We start from the raw sequence: 17964 nt of genomic DNA on the forward strand, positions 1-17964 counted from the left end.
TGCCCATTTATTTAGGCTTTTTTGAATTTGTGCATAACGCCAGAAAACGCGGTAAAGCGTTATTAAGTTCACTGTTGGAACTGATTATCAGCTAACTCCCCGGAATCCATTATGAGCCCCTTGCTGCAATTCATCACCCATCCGTGTACTTTTTATAGTACACTGCGCCGCTAAAACGATATGGCTCATAGTAAACGCGATAACGAACAATATTTGGCAGGGGAAATCATATGATGGAATATGATGAAAAACGCAGCTATGCTCGCACCGAAGTAAACTGCGATATCATCTATAGACTCGCTGGCTCGAGTGAATATTATCGGGGGCGCTGTACATCGATCAGCGGCGCCAGCGTATCATTCACTGCCGACCGCTCTTTTGAACCCGGTAAAGCCATGGAGATCAATGTGATCCCCCACAATGCCATTACACCGCCGATGACGGCTTTTATTGAAGTAGTCAGAAGTACAAAACGTGAAAATGATCGCTACGAAATTGCCGCTACCATACAAAGCATAAAAGGGAATTAATCGCTTTTACTGTTAAAAACCACAAAGCTGTTTTACTTTAATTATGTTTACGATTACCAAAGAGGTCTATTTCTGCTACGGCCACCGGTTAATGAACCATCCGGGCAAATGCCGGAATCTGCATGGCCATAGCGTCAAAGCCTCGATTTCGATACAGCAGGCGCAACTTAACGAGCAAGGCATGGTCTGTGATTTCTCCGAGATCAAAGACTGTGTTGAAAGCTATATTGATCAGCACCTTGACCATAATTTTCTGCTGCACAAGGATGATCCCATCATTCCCATGCTAATTGAAAACAATGAACGTTTTCTCGCGCTGGCCGAACACCCTACCGCCGAAGTGCTGAGCAAAATGATTTATCAACATCTGAAACAGGCGGGTTTTAATGTTGCTCAGGTCGTACTATGGGAGACGGCCAGCGCCTATGCCTGCTACAGTGAGAACTGATATCCGCTATGGGCCTTCTTAATCCGATCAACAAGTCATTCTGCCTGGAACAAGTCTGTGCGTCCAACTACCGCAAGCTGTTCCAGCTGATTCCCGACCTGCTGGCTTTCAAAGAACAAGCCATCGGTCTTGCACCTGACAAAACCACGCTGCACCTGGAAGTCATTGAACGCACGCCCTATACCATGACCGTGGATCTAAGCCATTGCTTCAGGAAAAACCGCCATGAGCTTCTGGAGCCTGCCGTAAAAATAAGGATCTATCTTGATGCGCAGCTGGCGGAAGTGCTTAGCGACCATGCCCGGGAAAGCGTGCCGCATACATTCAAAGATCCGGGCTTGAGCATTGAAATCATGAATTACAAATGGCGTCTGAACTATTTTCTGCAAAAATGGCTGGACCACTGTTTAAAACATCACTACCAATTCAGCAATAAACCATCGATAGAAGCCTTGGCATGAAACCCTGCCAGATCAGCTAAAAGCAACCCCAAGCTTCGCCCGCCATAAACTTGCCATGCGCAGAAAGACCCGTACATTAAATTGGCTTATACTACTGCTTAGCTTATTTCGCATTGGCCGCAAGCATCCTGTGCTGTTGCTGACGATGATCTTAATCGGAGCCGGCGATTATGCCTATGAAGTCAAAATTGCCCGTCCGGCCCTGCTTTTTCAGGGCGCCCCTCAAGCCCGCGATGCAACAAACTACGAGACCTGGTTCCGGATATTGCGCAATGACGGATTTATTCTGGGTTATTCGGATTTGCGCGGCAATCCTCTATGGGTAGAGTACGCGCTCACTCCGCCTCCAGACAATACCCCATCTTTAAAACGCCCCAACCGCTTTGAAACGGACTGGCGCAGCATCAACCGCGTCAGCCATGACAGCTACCAGCAGAGCGGTTATGACCGTGGACACATGGCGCCGAATTATGCGATCAGCCGCCTTTACGGCAAAGAGGGGCAAGTCGACAGCTTCTTAATGACCAACATCAGCCCGCAGAAATCCAAGCTGAACCAGCGGGTATGGCAACGCCTGGAGGAAGTCGAAATCCAGCATTTCACCAAAAGATTCGGCAAAGTCTGGGTTGTTACAGGCCCGGTATTCAGCGGCACTGTCGAACGCCTGGCGTCAGACTGGACAGTGGAAGTACCGGATGCGTTTTATAAAATCTATATAGCGCGCCCCAATCCTAATGGATCGCCTATTGCACTGGGATTTTTGATACCGCAAACGGTCAAAGGCAAAGAACCGCTGATGCAATTCGTAACTACTATCGACCATCTGGAAGCGCAAACCGGTCTGGACTTTTTTCCTGATCTGGACGACAAAATCGAAAATGCCATGGAAGCCAGCGCTGATCCATTGCTGTGGGATTTGCCAGCCGTCAGTAAACTGCCGCCGCGTTATTGAGAGCGGCCAGGCTCTAACCGGACAAGTTGCCTAGGGAAAATCTGACGCCTCGGCTTATTAAACAAACATTTCTTGATCTGGCTCAACTTTAATATCGCAAAGTTTGTTTAAATAGCCTCGCTCTTAGCGCAAAATTGCTGAAAATTCCTCTCACGCAGCATATTTGTCTAAGTTCTACCTACATAGAATTACTAATTTTTAAATCCAACGAGCTTTCGGGCTGTTTGGCGATTATTCCGAATAATAGCCAAACAGCTTTTTTTTATCGATGATTTTCAATTGCTTGGATTTCACTTCAATCAACTGCAGCGCTTGAAAATGATGGATAATGCGACTGACCGTTTCATGGGCGATCCCCAAATAGTTGCCTATCTCCTCGCGCGACATGCTCAGGCGAAACTCCAGCTCCGAATACCCCCGCATCCTGAGCCGTTCAGAAACATGCAAAATGAAACAGGCTACTCTCGCTTCCGCCGACCTTCGGCTGAGCATCATCTTTTGCACCTGGCTGTCATACTGATCGCAGGAACGCTGCAGCAGCGCTTGACTTAGGCCTGGCGTTTTAAGGGCCAGCATTTCAATTTTATGGGCCGGCAGATGGCAATAATTCACCGTTTCCAGAGCAATAGCCGTACAGTTATGAATTTGTGCCGACAGGCCGTCAAATCCCAGCAACTCCCCAGGCAGAATGAAATCGACGACCAGCTCATTGCCGCTTTGGTCGAAACTGAGCAGTTTTGCGCTGCCGGAGCGCAAGGCGATAATGCCTCTGAATGGGCTGCCGGCATGATAGATCGCCTCGCCCTTCCGGCGGATATTGTTCCTGTTGACCAGCAAACCCAGTTCGCCAATCTCCGCACTGGTCAGTCCTTTTGGAATACATATGTTATCCAGGTTACAGTTTTCACACGTGATGGTTGATTTACTGGTCAATGGATGTGGAGCTGTTGGATCTATCATAAGGTCAGTATGAGGAAAGGACATTAAAATAGGCGACAAATCTATCAAAAACTTAGCTTGGTCACAAGCGCGCCCGATTTATTGACTAAGGCATTACAAAAGCGACTGGTAAAGCAAAGAGGCCCTGACGCAACGAAGAATACCGTAATTGTAGCGGCCGCCAAACCTCTCAAAGACGGGCTTGAGCGCATTTCTCTGATCTTCCGGCAGACTGATAAACGCATCCTCTATCAGCCTGATTTCCGGCTCCGGCAATTCAACAACATCGGCCAATGCCAAGAGCCCCTGTTCCAGAGACTGGGATAAATGGCCATAAATGGTCGTTTCCTGCATTTCCCGTTGCCGGGCAATCTGCTCCACACTGTAGCCCAGTCTGAATAAAGCCAGTGATTCGGCTATGGTATCAGATAAACCGATCGGCCCGTTATTTTCAATCGCGACAAATTCGCTGATAACAGCCAGAAATTCATCGCCATAAAGCGCCAGCTTGCGTTCACCAACGCCTGATAACAGACTCATCTGCTGAAGCGTCACAGGTTTGGCTTCCAGCATGGCCATCAAGGTCGCATCATGAAAAATGACATAAGGCGGCACATCCTGCGCATCGGCCAGTTCACGGCGCTTGGCGCGCAACGCATTCCACAGCAGCGCATCCTGGCTGCCGACAAACTGCCGGCTTTCGCCTTTGCTGCGTTTAATCTTGCCGGGCTGCAAATCCTTGCGCAGCATCAATTGCTGTTCGCCGCGCAGAATCGGGCGGCACGCCTCGGTCAGCTTAAAGGCGCCGAAGCCTTCAAAGTCGACCGCAACCAGCCCTCTGGCCACCAGTTGCCGAAATACCGAACGCCACTGGCCTTCGTCCAATTCCTTGCCGATGCCGAAGGTGGATTGCCGGTCATGGCCGAAGCTTTTGATTCGTTCATTGTCCTTACCGAGCAACACGTCGATCAGATAATTGACGCCGAAGCGCTGCTCGGTGCGGTAAATGCACGACAACGCCTGCTGCGCAGCCAACGTGCCATCCCAGGTCTCGACCGGCTCCAGGCAGGTATCGCAGTTGCCGCACGGTTGCGCCAAGGTGTCGCCGAAATAGCTCAGCAGCGCCTGCCGGCGGCAATGCACCTGCTCGCACAAGGCCAGCATCGATTCGAGCTTGTGGTATTCGAGCCGCTTGTGCGCCTCATCGGCATTGGAATCGGCCAGCATCTGCCGCAGCATGATGACATCCTGCAGGCCGTAGGCCATCCACGCATCGGCAGGCAGCCCGTCACGTCCGGCCCGGCCTGTTTCCTGATAATACGCCTCGACGCTTTTAGGCAAATCCAGGTGCGCGACAAAGCGCACGTTCGGCTTATCGATGCCCATGCCGAAAGCGATCGTCGCCACGATCACCAGCCCGTCCTCCATCAGAAACCGGTGCTGATGCTGCTGCCGCAGATCGGCGGTCATACCGGCATGATAAGGCAGCGCATTGATGCCTTTGGTCCTGAGCCATTCGGCTGTCGCCTCGACTTTCTTGCGCGACAGACAGTAAACGATACCGGCATCGCCGGCATGTTCGGCACGGATGAAATCGAGCAGTTGCTGCCGTGCATTTTGTTTCTGCACGATCCGGTAACGGATATTGGGACGGTCAAAGCCGCTTTGGAAAAGCCGGGCCTGTTCAAGCCCCAGACGCTGTATGATTTCCTGCCGGGTTTTCTCATCGGCCGTGGCCGTCAGCGCGATACGCGGAATAGTAGGAAAACGCTCGTGCAGCATCGAAAGCTGTAGATAATCGGCACGGAAATCATGTCCCCATTGCGAGACGCAATGCGCTTCATCGATCGCGAACAGGGCAATTTCAAGACGTTCGAACAGCGCCAGCGTGCGCGCCGACGTCAGCCTTTCCGGTGCAATATAGAGCAGATCGAGTTCACCGCGCAGCAGCTGCTGCTCGATGATGCGCACTTCACCCTGATCCAGCGTCGAATTGAGAAAGGCGGCTTTTACGCCGACCTGAAGCAGGGCAGTGACCTGATCCTGCATCAGCGCGATCAACGGCGAAATGACGATGCCGACGCCGGGCCTGATCAGGGCCGGAATCTGATAGCACAGCGACTTGCCGCCGCCGGTCGGCATCAAGACCAGCGCGTCCTGTCCGGCCAGCAATTGCTCGATAACGGCCTGCTGCTGTCCCCTGAAACTGTCATAGCCGAAAACCGCTTTGAGTATGTCAATGGGCTTGCTGTGCACGGCTTCCTTCACTGCGATAATATTTCTTCAATCAGTTAATACCTTCTATAATAGACCAAATTATACAGGACTACAGGGTACAAACGCCCAATCTATGACTCATTTGAATAATAATAAGCTTTCAACATGCCTTGATCACCTTCTGGAACACGGCCAGCAGCAATTGCTCCGTGAGGGCCTTAAAGGCATTGAAAAAGAAAGCCTTCGTATTTCCAAGGACGGTTTTATCGCCCAGACCCCTCACCCGAAAGCGCTGGGCTCCGCGCTGACCCATCCTTATATCACGACGGATTATTCCGAAGCCCTGATTGAATTGATTACGCCGCCGTTCGCCGATGTCAGGGACACATTGACATTTCTGCATAATACGCACCAGTTCGTCTACGATAATCTGGACAACGAAATGCTGCTGGCCGCGAGCATGCCCTGCGGCATCGACGGTGATGAAAGCATACCGATTGCACAATACGGCTTGTCCAATATCGGCCGCATGAAGCACATTTACCGGCACGGTTTATGGCACCGCTACGGCAGGACCATGCAGGCCATTGCCGGCATACACTTCAATTATTCCGCACCCGAGGCCCTCTGGCCCGTCCTGTACGGACTGGAAAAACCGGATGTCAGTCCGGAACAGTTCAAAGCCGATGCCTATTTCGCATTGATCAGGAATTTTCAGCGTCTGGGCTGGCTGATCCTGTATCTGTTCGGCGCCTCGCCTGCCATCTGCAAGAATTTCTTCAAAAGCCGGCCGGCGCTGATGGCCGGGTTTCAGGAGTTCGATCCGGGCACCCTATACCATCCTTATGCGACCTCTTTGCGCATGAGCGATATCGGTTATAAAAGCAAAAATCAGGCTAGCCTGCGGATCGATTACAACTCGTTGTCCGGCTATGTCGCCAGCCTGGGCAAGGCCATCGCCACGCCTTATCCGGAATACGAAAAAATCGGCACGGTCGTGGACGGGCAGTATCTGCAGCTCAACAGCAATATCCTGCAGATCGAAAACGAATTCTACAGCACGATGCGGCCTAAACAGATAGCCGAGTCCGGCGAAAAGCCGACCCTGGCGCTCAAGCGCCGAGGCGTGCGCTATGTGGAAATGCGCTCGCTTGACCTGGATGTTTTCACCCCTATCGGCATCGATGAAAGCAAAGCCCGTTTCATAGAAGCGCTGCTGCTGACCTGTCTGCTGAAAGACAGCCCCTTGATTTCCGAGCAGGACCTCCGCATCAACAACGCCAATCAGCTGGCCGTCGCGCAATTCGGCAGGAAGCCGGGACTGGAACTTGAAAGGGGTGGAAAGAAAATACTTTTACAGGACTGGGCCGCCGAAATTCTCGCCGACATGCAGCCGGTCTGCGAAATCCTGGACGGCGACGATGCCGGCAAACCTTACAGCCAGGCTCTCAAGCAACAGCAAGAAATCGTCGGCAACCCCGACCTGACCGCATCGGCGCGCATACTGGAGCACATGGGACATCAGCAACAGCAGTTCGGCTGCTTCTCCCTGAACAAATCGGCCGAGCATGAACAGTACTTCCGGCAACACAAGCTCGATGACAAGAATACTGCACGGTTCAATGAACTCGCCGAGCAATCGCTGGACAAACAAAAAGAAATCGAAAGCCGCGACCAACTGCCTTTTGACGAATTTTTAAGACAGTATTTCGCACAAAGCTGACTTTATATCACTGACCTTCATGACTGCATTCAACATCGATACTTTACAAACCGAGCTGGCCCAGAAAAACCCGCGCGCCGTTCTCAAAAAAGCCCTGGAGCTGTTCGACAACATCGCCATTTCCTTTAGCGGCGCCGAAGATGTCGTGCTGATCGACATGGCCGTCAAGATCAGGAAAGACATCCCGGTTTTCTCTCTCGATACCGGTCGCCTGCATCCTGAAACCTACCGCTTCATCGAGAAAGTCAGAAAGCATTATCAGATTGACATCGAGCTGCTGACGCCGGACCGGGACATACTGGACCGTTTCGTGAAAAACAAGGGCCTGTTCAGCTTCTATGAAGACGGCCACCAGGAATGCTGCGGCATCCGTAAAGTAGAGCCATTAAAACGCAAGCTGGCGCATCTGGACGCCTGGATCACCGGCCAGCGGAAAGACCAAAGCCCCGATACCCGACAAGCCATTCCCGAGGTGCAACTGGATACGGCGTTCTCAACGCCTGAGCACACGCTGGTCAAATTCAACCCATTGGCCAACTGGAGTTCGGCACAGGTCTGGGATTACATAGAGGCCTGGCAGGTGCCCTATAATGAGCTGCACGAAAAAGGCTTCATCAGCATAGGCTGCGAGCCCTGCACTCGGCCCGTCCTGCCTAATCAGCACGAGAGAGCCGGCCGCTGGTGGTGGGAAGCGGGAGCAAAAAAAGAGTGCGGTTTGCATGCCGGCAATGTAAAGATCAAAAACGAGTAAAAAGGCGATGCAGCCGGCTTGTTATCGCTATTACGGGCCTACTTGTTCTATAATTTTTTAGCAGCAAAAATCCGCAGGCCGGGTTGAGGAACGAACCCGGCCTGCGACAACAAAGAAACGGAGTTTCCGCAAAAGCAACCCAGGCTACGAGCTAAGGAAATCGTGCCCATATCCATCCAGTAAAAAGCACGCCCCAGGACGTAACTGAATCGTGTATCGGCAGGAAATGCCTTTGTTTTCGCGGCGGCCGATCAAATCGTTCTAAATGACAATTTATGCAATAAAACACTGATCAGGCGGTCGGACACTCTTGCCAAGCCTTGAATGGCTCGTAACCCAGGCAGCGCTTGGCAATACTTCACAGCTGTTCCTCGTTTTGAGGCGTATATAAAGCGATGAAAGGTAAAACAATAAAAAACTTGGCAAGCTGTCTATTCGCGCTCTTCTCTTTGCACGAGAGCGCTTTAGCATCGGAGCAATTGTCCTGCGACACGGTCGCCGAAAACGATATTGTCGACCTGGATCTGTCGGAACTGGGCAAAGTGCCGGTTTTTTTGTCCGCCAATCAAAAAGCGACTTGCACCAGGCAGGCAGCCGGCATTGTAACCGTGATCTCCGGCCAGGAAATCCGTAATATGGGCGCCCGGGATCTGGTCGACGTACTGCAACTGGTGCCCGGTTTCAGTTTCGGCGTCGACACCTCCAATGTCGTCGGCTTGGGCATTCGAGGCATTCAAGCCCATGAAGGCAAAGTCGCGGTTTTCATCGATGGCATCAATTTAAACGAGCACCGGTTTGGAACGACCCAGTTCGGCAATCATTTTCCAGTCGATCAAATCGACCGCATCGAAATCATCCGCGGCCCTGGCTCCATCATTCATGGCAATTTTGCGGAAATGGGCGTGATCAACATCATCAGCAAAAGCGCCGCGCAGATAGACGGCGTCAAAGTGACCGGAGCATATGGCCGCTTTGAGCGCGGCGAAGCCCGGAAAGTCACGGAATTTGTCTCCGGCAAAAAATGGGATGACTGGGAAGTCACGCTATCCGGCAAATATGGCCAGGCCCATCGGAGCGACCGGATCTATCATGACGCTACAGGGAAAAGCTTTGATATGGCCGACAACAACGAACTGGAGTCAGGGATGGTCAACCTGGGCGTCAAGTACAAAGACCTTGACTTCCGCTTTCTCGCCGATGATTACAGCGTCGATAGCCGCGACGGTTTTGCTGACGAAATTTTTGTAAACGACAAAGGCGAACCGGACCGATACCTGACCAATCGGTTCATGACATATGCGGCTAATCTAAATTATCAGCATGATTTTACCGAGGCCATACAACTGGATCTCAACGCCCAATTTTCCCGTCAGAATCCCTGGGAGCGCACCCGAAAGTATTTTGACGGCCGCCCATCAGTATTGCGCGAACAAGTCTTTGTCGATTCTTATAAATTCAACGCCAAAACCACATTCGCATCCGATGAAGGCAACTACGTGGTATTAGGCAACAGTTTCTCCTTTGACAAATTCGACATCCGTGTGCCCGAAGAAGTCGGTTTGGACACCCCTTTGCCGACCTTCAGCGATTACACCGCTTATGCTGAAGCCAGCTATGCTTTCCCTTGGGTAACTGTGTTGGCAGGATTGCGCTTCGATGCCTACAATGAATATGGCACCAATTTGGCTCCACGCTTTGCCTTGACCAAAGATTTCGGCCGATTTCATTTCAAGGGCCTTTACAGTGAGGCTTTTCGCATACCGACCGGCGGTAATTATCAAAAAAACGTGGAATACAATCTTATCCTGCCAGAGGATGAAAAAATCAGCCAGGTGGCTCCCGAAAGGACCTACACGGCAGAAATAGAGCTCGGCTATGAATTGCTCGACAATCTGGATCTAACCATCAATCTGTTCGATATCCGCAGCAAAAACATCATCTTGTATCAGGTCGATGAAACCAGGAATAACGCTGATTATTACATCAACGCCGCCGGCCAAAGCACCCGCGGGATCGAAACCGGATTGCGTTACAACGCCAAAGATTGGGGCTATCTGGAACTGGATTATTCTTTTTATCAATCGATCCGCAACACGGCAGGCAAATACAAAATCCTGACCGCCCAAGACCAGCAGATTCACGACCAGCTCAACGTTGGCTTTCCTACCCATAAAGTGACGTTCAATGCCCATGCCAATATAACGCCATCGTTTTCCATCAATCCGACCTTGATGTTCGTTAGCGACCGTTACGGCTATAACGGCAAGCTCCTGACGCAACACGGACCAGCTTGGATAGCCAACGTTTATTTCCGCTATCAGAACCTGCTGACCAAAGGACTGGAAGTCGGACTAGGCTTCTATGACATTTTTAACGAGCGATACGAATACGTCCAGCCTTACAATGGCGGCCATCCTGCCCTGCCCGGCCCCTCTCGGGAAATCATGCTGAAACTGTCCTATCAGTATTGATGATGCCCGCTCTCTTCCGTCAGCCTGATAAATTGAAAAGATAAAATCGATTATGCGCTTTTTGCAGTTGCTAACGAAGTCGGTTTTCATATCGGCGCTGCTGTTGAGCCAAGGCTGGGCCATGGAGCATCGGGAGCTGACGATTAAGGCGGCTTATCTTTTCAGGTTATCGCTGTTCGTGGAATGGCCGCCGTCCAAACTCAGTCCAACCGGTTCTGAGCCGATGCTTTTTTGCGTTGCCGGCGATCAAGGCATGAGCGAAGCCCTGAAAACAGCCCTGGCCGACAAATCAATCAATCAGCATAAAATAGAAGTGGCCGAGGTACAACTGCGTGACGACTTGTCTGCCTGTCATCTGCTTTATTTGCCCAGGCACATCCAGACGCCGAAGCCCTTTTTACAAGCCGTGGCTTCCTATCCGGTCCTGACTGTCGGAGAAACCGAGGCATTTTACCGACAGGGCGGAATGATATATCTTTACAATAAGGAAAACAGAATCCGCTTCGCTATCAATGAACAGGCGGCCAAAAGGGCCGGTCTGGAATTAAGAGCGCAATTATTGCATTTAGCCGATTAGCCACCATGATTCAGAACAAACGCTCCATCAAAAACCGGCTCTTCTTCGTCATCATGTTGACCAGCACTATCGTGCTCCTGATAGCGGGCCTGCTGTTCATAACCTTCCGGATGGTGCAGTTGAAGCAGGACATGAACAACAGTCTGACCATCCAGGCCGGCGTCATAGCCGATAACGCCCAGGCCGTCATTGTGTTTGGCGATAAGGATGAGGCCAACAACTTGTTAGCCTCATTGAAATACGATCCTCAGGTCATCTATGCATTATTACTGAACGACGAAAAACAGATTCTTGCCCATTATCAGCGCCCCGGCAGCGATGTGCCGATTACGACAGCGGCTATAGGCGAATTCTTGACCGAAAGCCCTGCCTCTAGCGAAACCGAGCGCTATCTAGCCTATGCTCGCCCCATTTATTCGCATGCCAATAAAATCGGCCATGTAATCCTGTTTGCCGATTTTTCCCGTTATTGGCAGTTGCTGAGCCGCTCGGCGATGGTAGTGGCCTTTGTAATCCTTCTCGCCCTGTTCGTAGCCTTATTTTTATCTTACATTCTGCAAAAGCTTATCTCGAAACCGATCGAGTCGCTGGCCAGCTTTGTCAGCACCGTTACCGAAGGGCAAAATTATGAATTGAGAACAGAGAATAAAAGCTATGCCGAAATCGAACAGCTGGCGGCCGCCTTCAACCAGCTGCTGGAGCAGATCCACCGTGCGATATCGGCGCGCGATCATGCTCAACACCAATTGAGGACATACAGTTTTCAATTGGAAGACCTGGTTTATCAACGAACCCGTCAGCTGGAAGAAGCCAAAGAGGCGGCTGAGGCATCATCCAGGGCAAAATCGGCGTTTCTGGCCAATATGAGCCATGAGATCCGCACCCCGATGAATGCCATTGTCGTGTTTACCAAATTGGCGCTGAATGCATCGGAATCCCCCCATCAGCAGCAGCAGCTGAAGCGGGCGCTTGAATCGGCCGATTTGCTGCTGGCCTTGATCGACGACCTGCTCGACATCTCCCGCATTGATGCCAACAAAATGGAACTGGACTATCAGAACTGCAATTTATTTGAAATCCTGAGCAGCATCGTCCAAATGCTGACCGCCAAATTTGTAGAAAAAGGGCTTGAATTCATCATAGACATCTCTGAGACTGTGCCCCGCTTCATCGAGACCGACTCACTGCGTTTAAAACAGGTGCTGATCAATTTATTGACCAATGCGATAAAGTTCACCGAAGCGGGGCAAATCCGCCTGTCCATCTCTGCCAGTGCAATGGGTTCAGCTGCGCAGGTGACTTTCGTCATCAGCGATACCGGCATCGGCATGGACCGCGAAACCATCGCCAGGATATTCGAGGTCTTCAGCCAGGCTGATGTATCAATCACACGCAAATATGGGGGCACCGGGCTCGGGCTCAGCATTTCCAAAAAACTGGTCGCCTTGATGGGAGGAAATCTGAACGTTGACAGCCACCCAGGGCAAGGCAGCCGATTTTCCTTTTCGCTGCCGATCAAATCAGCACTACCCGACTATGATGATGCTATTATCAGCCGTTCTGCTGCGTCGATGCCGGCCGTCATAGTCGTCGAATCGCGCCAACAGAGCCGGGAACATCTGCTCAAGCTGCTGCAATCGTTGGGATGCAGCGTCGACGGCGCCGAAACAGGCAATGAAGCGCTGGCTTTGCTGGCGCAGCGCCACTACCGCCATTTGCTGATAAGCCGGAACCTGCCGGATATTGACGCCTTTGCCCTGGTGCGCCAAATCAGAACCGATCCACAATTATCGGACATTTCGATTTCCCTGATGGACAGCCTGTTGGGCGAACAGGCCGTCAAACAGTTCTCCGAAACGGTCACACAGGTGGATTACCTGAAAACGCCCATTTTCGATCGGACACTGCTTTGCCGGCATCTGCTGCAGAACCAGCAAGAAACCGAACCGCAAATATTGCCTCATTTTTCCCGTCCAACCCAGACACCTAAGTTATTCAACGTGTTGATCGTCGATGACTACTATATTAACCGCCTGCTGATCATGGACATCCTTCAAGATCAGGTAGAGCATTTTCTGGAGGCCGGCAACGGCCGCGAAGCGCTGGAAATTCTGCAAAAAGAAAAAATCGATCTGGTGTTAATGGATATTCAAATGCCGGAAATGGATGGTTTCGAGGCGACGCGACAGATCAGGCGCCAGCTCCATCTCACAGCTTTGCCGATCATCGGCATGACGGCTTTTGCAGCCGAAAGCGACTGCCGGCAATGCTATCAGGCCGGCATGAACGACGTTTTGACTAAGCCGATCGACATCGACCAATTAAAAAAAATATTCGACCAGCTCGGCAAAGGACGAACAAAATTTGCAACCAAAGATCATGCGGCCGGCCTCACACTCTTGAATTATCGATTACCCGGTATAGATGTCGAAAGCGGCCTGTCGCGGCTGCGCAACGATGAAGAAAAATACAAAAAGCTGCTCGTGCTGTTTTATAAAAGCTATCAGGGCAAGGAATCCTTGCTGGAAGACCATCTGGAACAAAAAGACTGGACCGCCGCTGAAGTCTGGGTGCATGCGCTGAAAGGTATTTGCGCCAACCTATCCATCTCCAGCGTCAATGACAGCTGTGTAGCGCTTTATGAACAATTGAAGAATCGATCCGTCAACCAGCAGGATTTGCGGCAATTCAAGCACCATCTCACCGAAGTCATCATGGGCCTGCAACAATTGGCTGAGTCGGAGCAATAATACCCGCCAGAAGAAACTTGCCCACAATCACGGCTTTTATTGCTTGAAGCAGAATATTTTTACTTGGAAATTGCAAAAAATCCTTAGTGATTCAGCTCAACGGAATCGCTTTGCTCAACACTGAATTTTTAGTAGAGACAAAAATGAGGCGCTATCGCCGATCCAAGCTCGCGCACCTGGCGTCGCAGATAGGTTACTCTTGAAGACGAGGGAACCCGCTACCCTGTTTGTGAAAAAATAGACAGCATCTTTGCTGCCGACTGACGGCTTACAACCGGGAACCAGGCACATGCTCCCGCATGTGCGTCCGCTCCCGGGCCAGCTGAACTGACTCTCAGCCCGCTGCCGCTGACTGCCTGGCAGCATCCATCCGGCTGCGGAGACTAAAAGGCCGCATATCGCTCCATGCCTCTTTGATATACGCCAGACAGGTTTCTTTACTCCCGGCCTTGCCGACGGCCTGCCAACCGTCCGGGATAGCCTTAAAGTCTGGCCAGATTGAATACTGCTGTTCGTGGTTAACAACGACCTTATAGGTCATCCAATCATCTTCCTTGCCCTGGCTCATGAATCGTTCCTTTCCGTCATTAAATTTTTGCAATGGCTTTTTGACATTTGTACTGGAGTACCCCAGGCATTGAAAGCCTGGGGTACTCCATGCGCAAGGGCTTGGCTTATAAAGATAATGCCAAACCAGCGCCTACAGTAACAGTCGCGCCGGCTTGCAAACTTACTTCAGGCAATACTGCGTCTACTGTAGTGACTACTGATCCCAGAAGACCGTTTACCAGAGTCAGAGTGCTACCCACCAATGCGTCCAGCCCCAAAAGAGCACCAGCTGAAACATTGTCCATCTGAGCATCAGTCAAAGCCACAGGCTCAGCAGAAGCCAAACCCGTTGCAGTTAAAAGAACACCCGCTGCCAATGTTTTCATCAATTTGTTTTTCATAATTAATTATCTCTATTTTTAGTATTATTAACATAACCCATCCTGAACCTATCAGAATGAGAGATTATTTACCGTAGCGTTTCCTCAAACTCCCTAAAGCATTCGGTAAATTCCTTCTGCGATCGTCGCCGCCGAAGTATCCATTGGATGCCTAAGGCGCCGCCAACCGTTCAGGTGTCTCTTTTGGGAATCCGGCCATATTTTCCTGTCATGGCGCTTCCCTATATCCTTATATCCGGGCTAATCCTCGCCCTCTCGTACAAAAACTTAAGATTTTCTTAAATCATTGACCATACTGTAACCTAACTATATGACGATCTTATGACAAGCTTCCCTCAGTCGATGACGAAAAAAATGCTTGTTAAGTTGGGCCCATTTTCATCTCAACTGATAAAGGGCAGCGCTTCCCGTCTGGTCAATGCCCCAGCATGCATCTGATAGCTCGACCTTTAACTTAGCATATATCGTGCCCATGTTAACCAGCCGGGCAAACGTAAGCTGCAAAAAGCAACTCATTGGCAGAACCGACCTTGATATTGCAATCAGTAACCAGTGCGGCAGGCTCATTGCCAACGTGGTGATCGCTTATAACTCAATCATGCTCTCGATGTTGCTGGATCGGTATCGGTCTGCGGACAACCAAAGCGCACTGGCTATCCTAAAAAGAATCTCTCCAGTAGCATGGCAACACATCCACTTCCTGGGACACTATGCCTTCCGCGACAATAAGAAGCCGATAGACTTGGATGCTATATTGGCTAGCATAAGCCATTGTAATTTAAAGTATTACAAAATTTCCGGGGTTTGGGCTTACAGCCCCTATAAGTCACAGACTATTGTCGAACAGATCGCTAAAAATTCATGCGAGTCGATTTATGTTGGGAAAGTAAACAGGTAATAGCTGACAATATAAAAAACATTATTACGATCCACTGTCGTAAAAAACTCGATTCAAGAATAGCCGCTGCACAGTAACTGCATAGACTTGCCAAGACACAAATAGCAAAAGTACGGATAATGCCTTGTTCGATATTCACAATATGCAATAAAGTAGAAAAAAGAGCATAAAGCAAATAGATAAATGTGACAAAACCTACTATACCTTGTTCAGCAAGCAGCTCTAGGTAGAGATTATGCGCCCACGGCATCAAGCGATTATCTATGGGCATGGGTAGCCATGCTAACGCTTCGGTTGTTGGTAAATAATCTTGATAGAACAGCAAAAAAGTGCGAGGACCATGACCCCAAAGAGGGGAGTCCAAAAACATGCGCCAAGCTGCCAACCAAACTCGAAGCCGAGTATCTGCAAGAAAACCGTGTTTGGCTATCAGTGGAAAGCCCATCAGCCAATCAACCATGAGCAGGGGGCATACTATGCCAAAGCTGAAAAATAAAACGTATCTTGGTTTTAAAAAAAACAACATCCAGATAATTACAACGATCTCTGATATGAGCGCCGCTCGACTTTTAAGCAAAACCATGGACATTAAACCGAGAATGATCGACAGCGCCGCCAAAATGTGAATTATAAGTTTGTTTCTATGCAACAGTAGGGCCAAAGAAAAAGGCATTAGTGTCGAAAATAAAGTAACATCGTTAGGAACAACTAGCATGGGACTTCCTAACGATTTTATCCAATCAGTCGGAGTTTGCATCCAGTTAGATAGAGCTATCCAAATCAATGCCATGGAAAGCCCAATTGTTAGTATGGTAAATACTATGCAAAGATTTTGGAGAGCCCGCCAATTGAAATGCTGTGCAATCAGAATAAAAATCAATATGGCGGGCAAAAATATTCGGCTCATTCGCCAACTTCTTTCGATGTCATCAGATACAATAATCGAAACTAATCCTGAGAGAATAAATAGACTCAATGCGATGATGATAGGTTGACGCCATAGAGATGTATACTTTGCTTCTATTGACGCAGAAATAACGCCAACTATAGTTAACACAATAAGCGGAATGTCCCACTGAAAATTAAAGCAAAATCCAATTATGGCTAGATTTACTCCCCAACAAACCGTTTGAGCAGCAACATCGCATTCATTTTGAATGGTCTTTAAGTCCATCATGCCTTCTGCTTGAGAAAAATAAAATTTAACAACAATATTGGTGATATTTTGATAAGTTTTAGCTCGAATTTACAATATTAACAATGAAAATAGCTTAGTGAACCGTTTGGCTTGGTACACTTTTGAGGATGTGCTTCGAAGGGCTCTGTCGCAAAGTTTTACCGATTCAGTGACAATGCGTACTTTTAAGCAAATAAGCGGATTGATGATCAGTTTTAAAGGTGTGCATTTCCCCAAGGATGTCATTTTATACAGTATTTTCTATTCCTACCGTGATCTCGAAGACATCATGGAAGACCGCGGTGTTAATGTGGATCACGCAACACTTAATCACTGGGTTGTCGATTATTCTCCATTAATTGCCACTAAAGCCAAAAAACGTATACGTACTGCGACAAGTTCCTGGCGGATGAAGAAACCTACGTCAAGGTTAAAAACCGGCGGGGCTTATACCGGGGCTATCGACAAATTCGGCAATAACGTTGAATTTATGCTGTCTGAACACCGTGACGAAGCGGCAATGACCTCATTCTTTGTAAATGCCATCAACGCCAATGGGTTTACGCATAAAATCGTCATGGATAAAAGCGGTGCAATTATGCCGGGTAAGAGAATATCAACTTTCTGCTGATACTAGTTGGATTGACCTGTTTTATAGACAATTACCCAATCCAATAGTTGAACAATTTAATTGAGCAAGATCACCGATCCATAAAAAAATCACTAAACCAACGATGGGGTCTGGGGCTTGGCATTCAGCGAAAGCAACGATTGATGGCATTGAAACAGCATACATGATCCGAAAAGGACAACTATACTAATAACGAAGCATCCCGGCCTATCAGCAGTTCATGGCTTTAGCAGGATAGCCCTGCCTCCAGGACAGGCAGTCTTCGCCTTGAGCTAAACTTTGCGACAGCCCCATTCTTTAGCTATAAACCCAAAGCTTTTCTTGATAATGCTTGCAAACAGAGAGATAAATCGTTATTAAGCGGTCTTGCCAGTTCATGCGTTACTTTAGATGTATTGAAGGTGAGTGGTGTCTTCCTCAATAGTTTAACGGTATGAACAGGCTTCTATTCAGCCCTTAATTCGCATTTAAACAGTTTTACAAATCCTA

Annotated in this window: 14 protein-coding genes and 1 pseudogene; 10 read left to right on the top strand and 5 right to left on the bottom strand. The window is 49.4% G+C overall.

What is annotated here, in order from left to right:
- Nucleotides 1–230: 230 nt before the first annotated feature.
- The 4 genes from V2P20_RS04140 (at nucleotide 231) to V2P20_RS04155 (ending at nucleotide 2391) form a co-directional block, all read left to right on the top strand.
- On the top strand, nucleotides 231–530 hold the full coding sequence (locus V2P20_RS04140; protein ID WP_331816401.1) for a PilZ domain-containing protein: 300 nt from the start codon (nucleotides 231–233) through the stop codon (nucleotides 528–530).
- 43 nt (nucleotides 531–573) lie between these two features.
- Nucleotides 574–978: a 6-carboxytetrahydropterin synthase gene (locus V2P20_RS04145; protein ID WP_268119490.1), complete on the top strand. Its 405-nt coding sequence runs from the start codon at nucleotides 574–576 to the stop codon at nucleotides 976–978.
- Between the two features lie 8 nt (nucleotides 979–986).
- Nucleotides 987–1439 (top strand): DUF1249 domain-containing protein, encoded by a 453-nt coding sequence (locus V2P20_RS04150; RefSeq protein WP_331816407.1) that lies wholly within the window; start codon nucleotides 987–989, stop codon nucleotides 1437–1439.
- 145 nt (nucleotides 1440–1584) lie between these two features.
- Nucleotides 1585–2391 (top strand): DNA/RNA non-specific endonuclease, encoded by an 807-nt coding sequence (locus V2P20_RS04155; protein WP_331816409.1) that lies wholly within the window; start codon nucleotides 1585–1587, stop codon nucleotides 2389–2391.
- Nucleotides 2392–2622: 231 nt separating this feature from the next.
- Here V2P20_RS04155 and V2P20_RS04160 read toward each other — a convergent pair whose 3' ends face one another.
- A complete protein-coding gene (locus V2P20_RS04160) occupies nucleotides 2623–3351 on the bottom strand; it encodes a helix-turn-helix domain-containing protein (RefSeq protein ID WP_331816411.1) in 729 nt (242 codons plus the stop codon).
- A gap of 93 nt (nucleotides 3352–3444) precedes the next feature.
- The gene (recQ, locus tag V2P20_RS04165; RefSeq protein WP_331816413.1) at nucleotides 3445–5598 is read right to left on the bottom strand and encodes a DNA helicase RecQ; all 2154 of its coding nucleotides are present in this window, start codon (nucleotides 5596–5598) and stop codon (nucleotides 3445–3447) included.
- 82 nt (nucleotides 5599–5680) lie between these two features.
- On the opposite strand from recQ, the gene gshA reads away from it, so the two are divergent.
- The 5 genes from gshA to V2P20_RS04190 all read left to right on the top strand — a co-directional run bounded on the left by gshA (nucleotide 5681) and on the right by V2P20_RS04190 (nucleotide 13819).
- Nucleotides 5681–7270 (top strand): glutamate--cysteine ligase, encoded by a 1590-nt coding sequence (gene gshA, locus V2P20_RS04170; protein ID WP_331816415.1) that lies wholly within the window; start codon nucleotides 5681–5683, stop codon nucleotides 7268–7270.
- Between the two features lie 19 nt (nucleotides 7271–7289).
- The gene (locus V2P20_RS04175; RefSeq protein WP_331816417.1) at nucleotides 7290–8021 is read left to right on the top strand and encodes a phosphoadenylyl-sulfate reductase; all 732 of its coding nucleotides are present in this window, start codon (nucleotides 7290–7292) and stop codon (nucleotides 8019–8021) included.
- 395 nt (nucleotides 8022–8416) lie between these two features.
- Entirely contained in the window at nucleotides 8417–10492 is a 2076-nt protein-coding gene (locus tag V2P20_RS04180) for a TonB-dependent receptor plug domain-containing protein (protein WP_331816419.1), read from the top strand.
- 52 nt (nucleotides 10493–10544) lie between these two features.
- Nucleotides 10545–11069: a YfiR family protein gene (locus V2P20_RS04185; protein ID WP_331816421.1), complete on the top strand. Its 525-nt coding sequence runs from the start codon at nucleotides 10545–10547 to the stop codon at nucleotides 11067–11069.
- 5 nt (nucleotides 11070–11074) lie between these two features.
- Nucleotides 11075–13819, top strand: a complete 2745-nt coding sequence (locus tag V2P20_RS04190) for a response regulator (RefSeq protein WP_331816423.1) — start codon at nucleotides 11075–11077, stop codon at nucleotides 13817–13819.
- A 334-nt stretch (nucleotides 13820–14153) separates the two neighbouring features.
- Here V2P20_RS04190 and V2P20_RS04195 read toward each other — a convergent pair whose 3' ends face one another.
- From V2P20_RS04195 to V2P20_RS04205, 3 genes are all read right to left on the bottom strand, one after another.
- Nucleotides 14154–14387, bottom strand: a complete 234-nt coding sequence (locus tag V2P20_RS04195; protein ID WP_331816425.1) for an MbtH family protein — start codon at nucleotides 14385–14387, stop codon at nucleotides 14154–14156.
- A 106-nt stretch (nucleotides 14388–14493) separates the two neighbouring features.
- The gene (locus V2P20_RS04200; protein ID WP_331816427.1) at nucleotides 14494–14769 is read right to left on the bottom strand and encodes a hypothetical protein; all 276 of its coding nucleotides are present in this window, start codon (nucleotides 14767–14769) and stop codon (nucleotides 14494–14496) included.
- Between the two features lie 851 nt (nucleotides 14770–15620).
- A complete protein-coding gene (locus V2P20_RS04205; RefSeq protein ID WP_331816429.1) occupies nucleotides 15621–16844 on the bottom strand; it encodes an O-antigen ligase family protein in 1224 nt (407 codons plus the stop codon).
- Nucleotides 16845–17049: 205 nt separating this feature from the next.
- On the opposite strand from V2P20_RS04205, the pseudogene V2P20_RS04210 reads away from it, so the two are divergent.
- Nucleotides 17050–17665, top strand: a pseudogene (locus tag V2P20_RS04210) (IS6 family transposase).
- Nucleotides 17666–17964: the final 299 nt, after the last annotated feature.

This window comes from Methylobacter sp. Wu1 (assembly GCF_036553575.1).
Taxonomy (GTDB): domain Bacteria; phylum Pseudomonadota; class Gammaproteobacteria; order Methylococcales; family Methylomonadaceae; genus Methylobacter.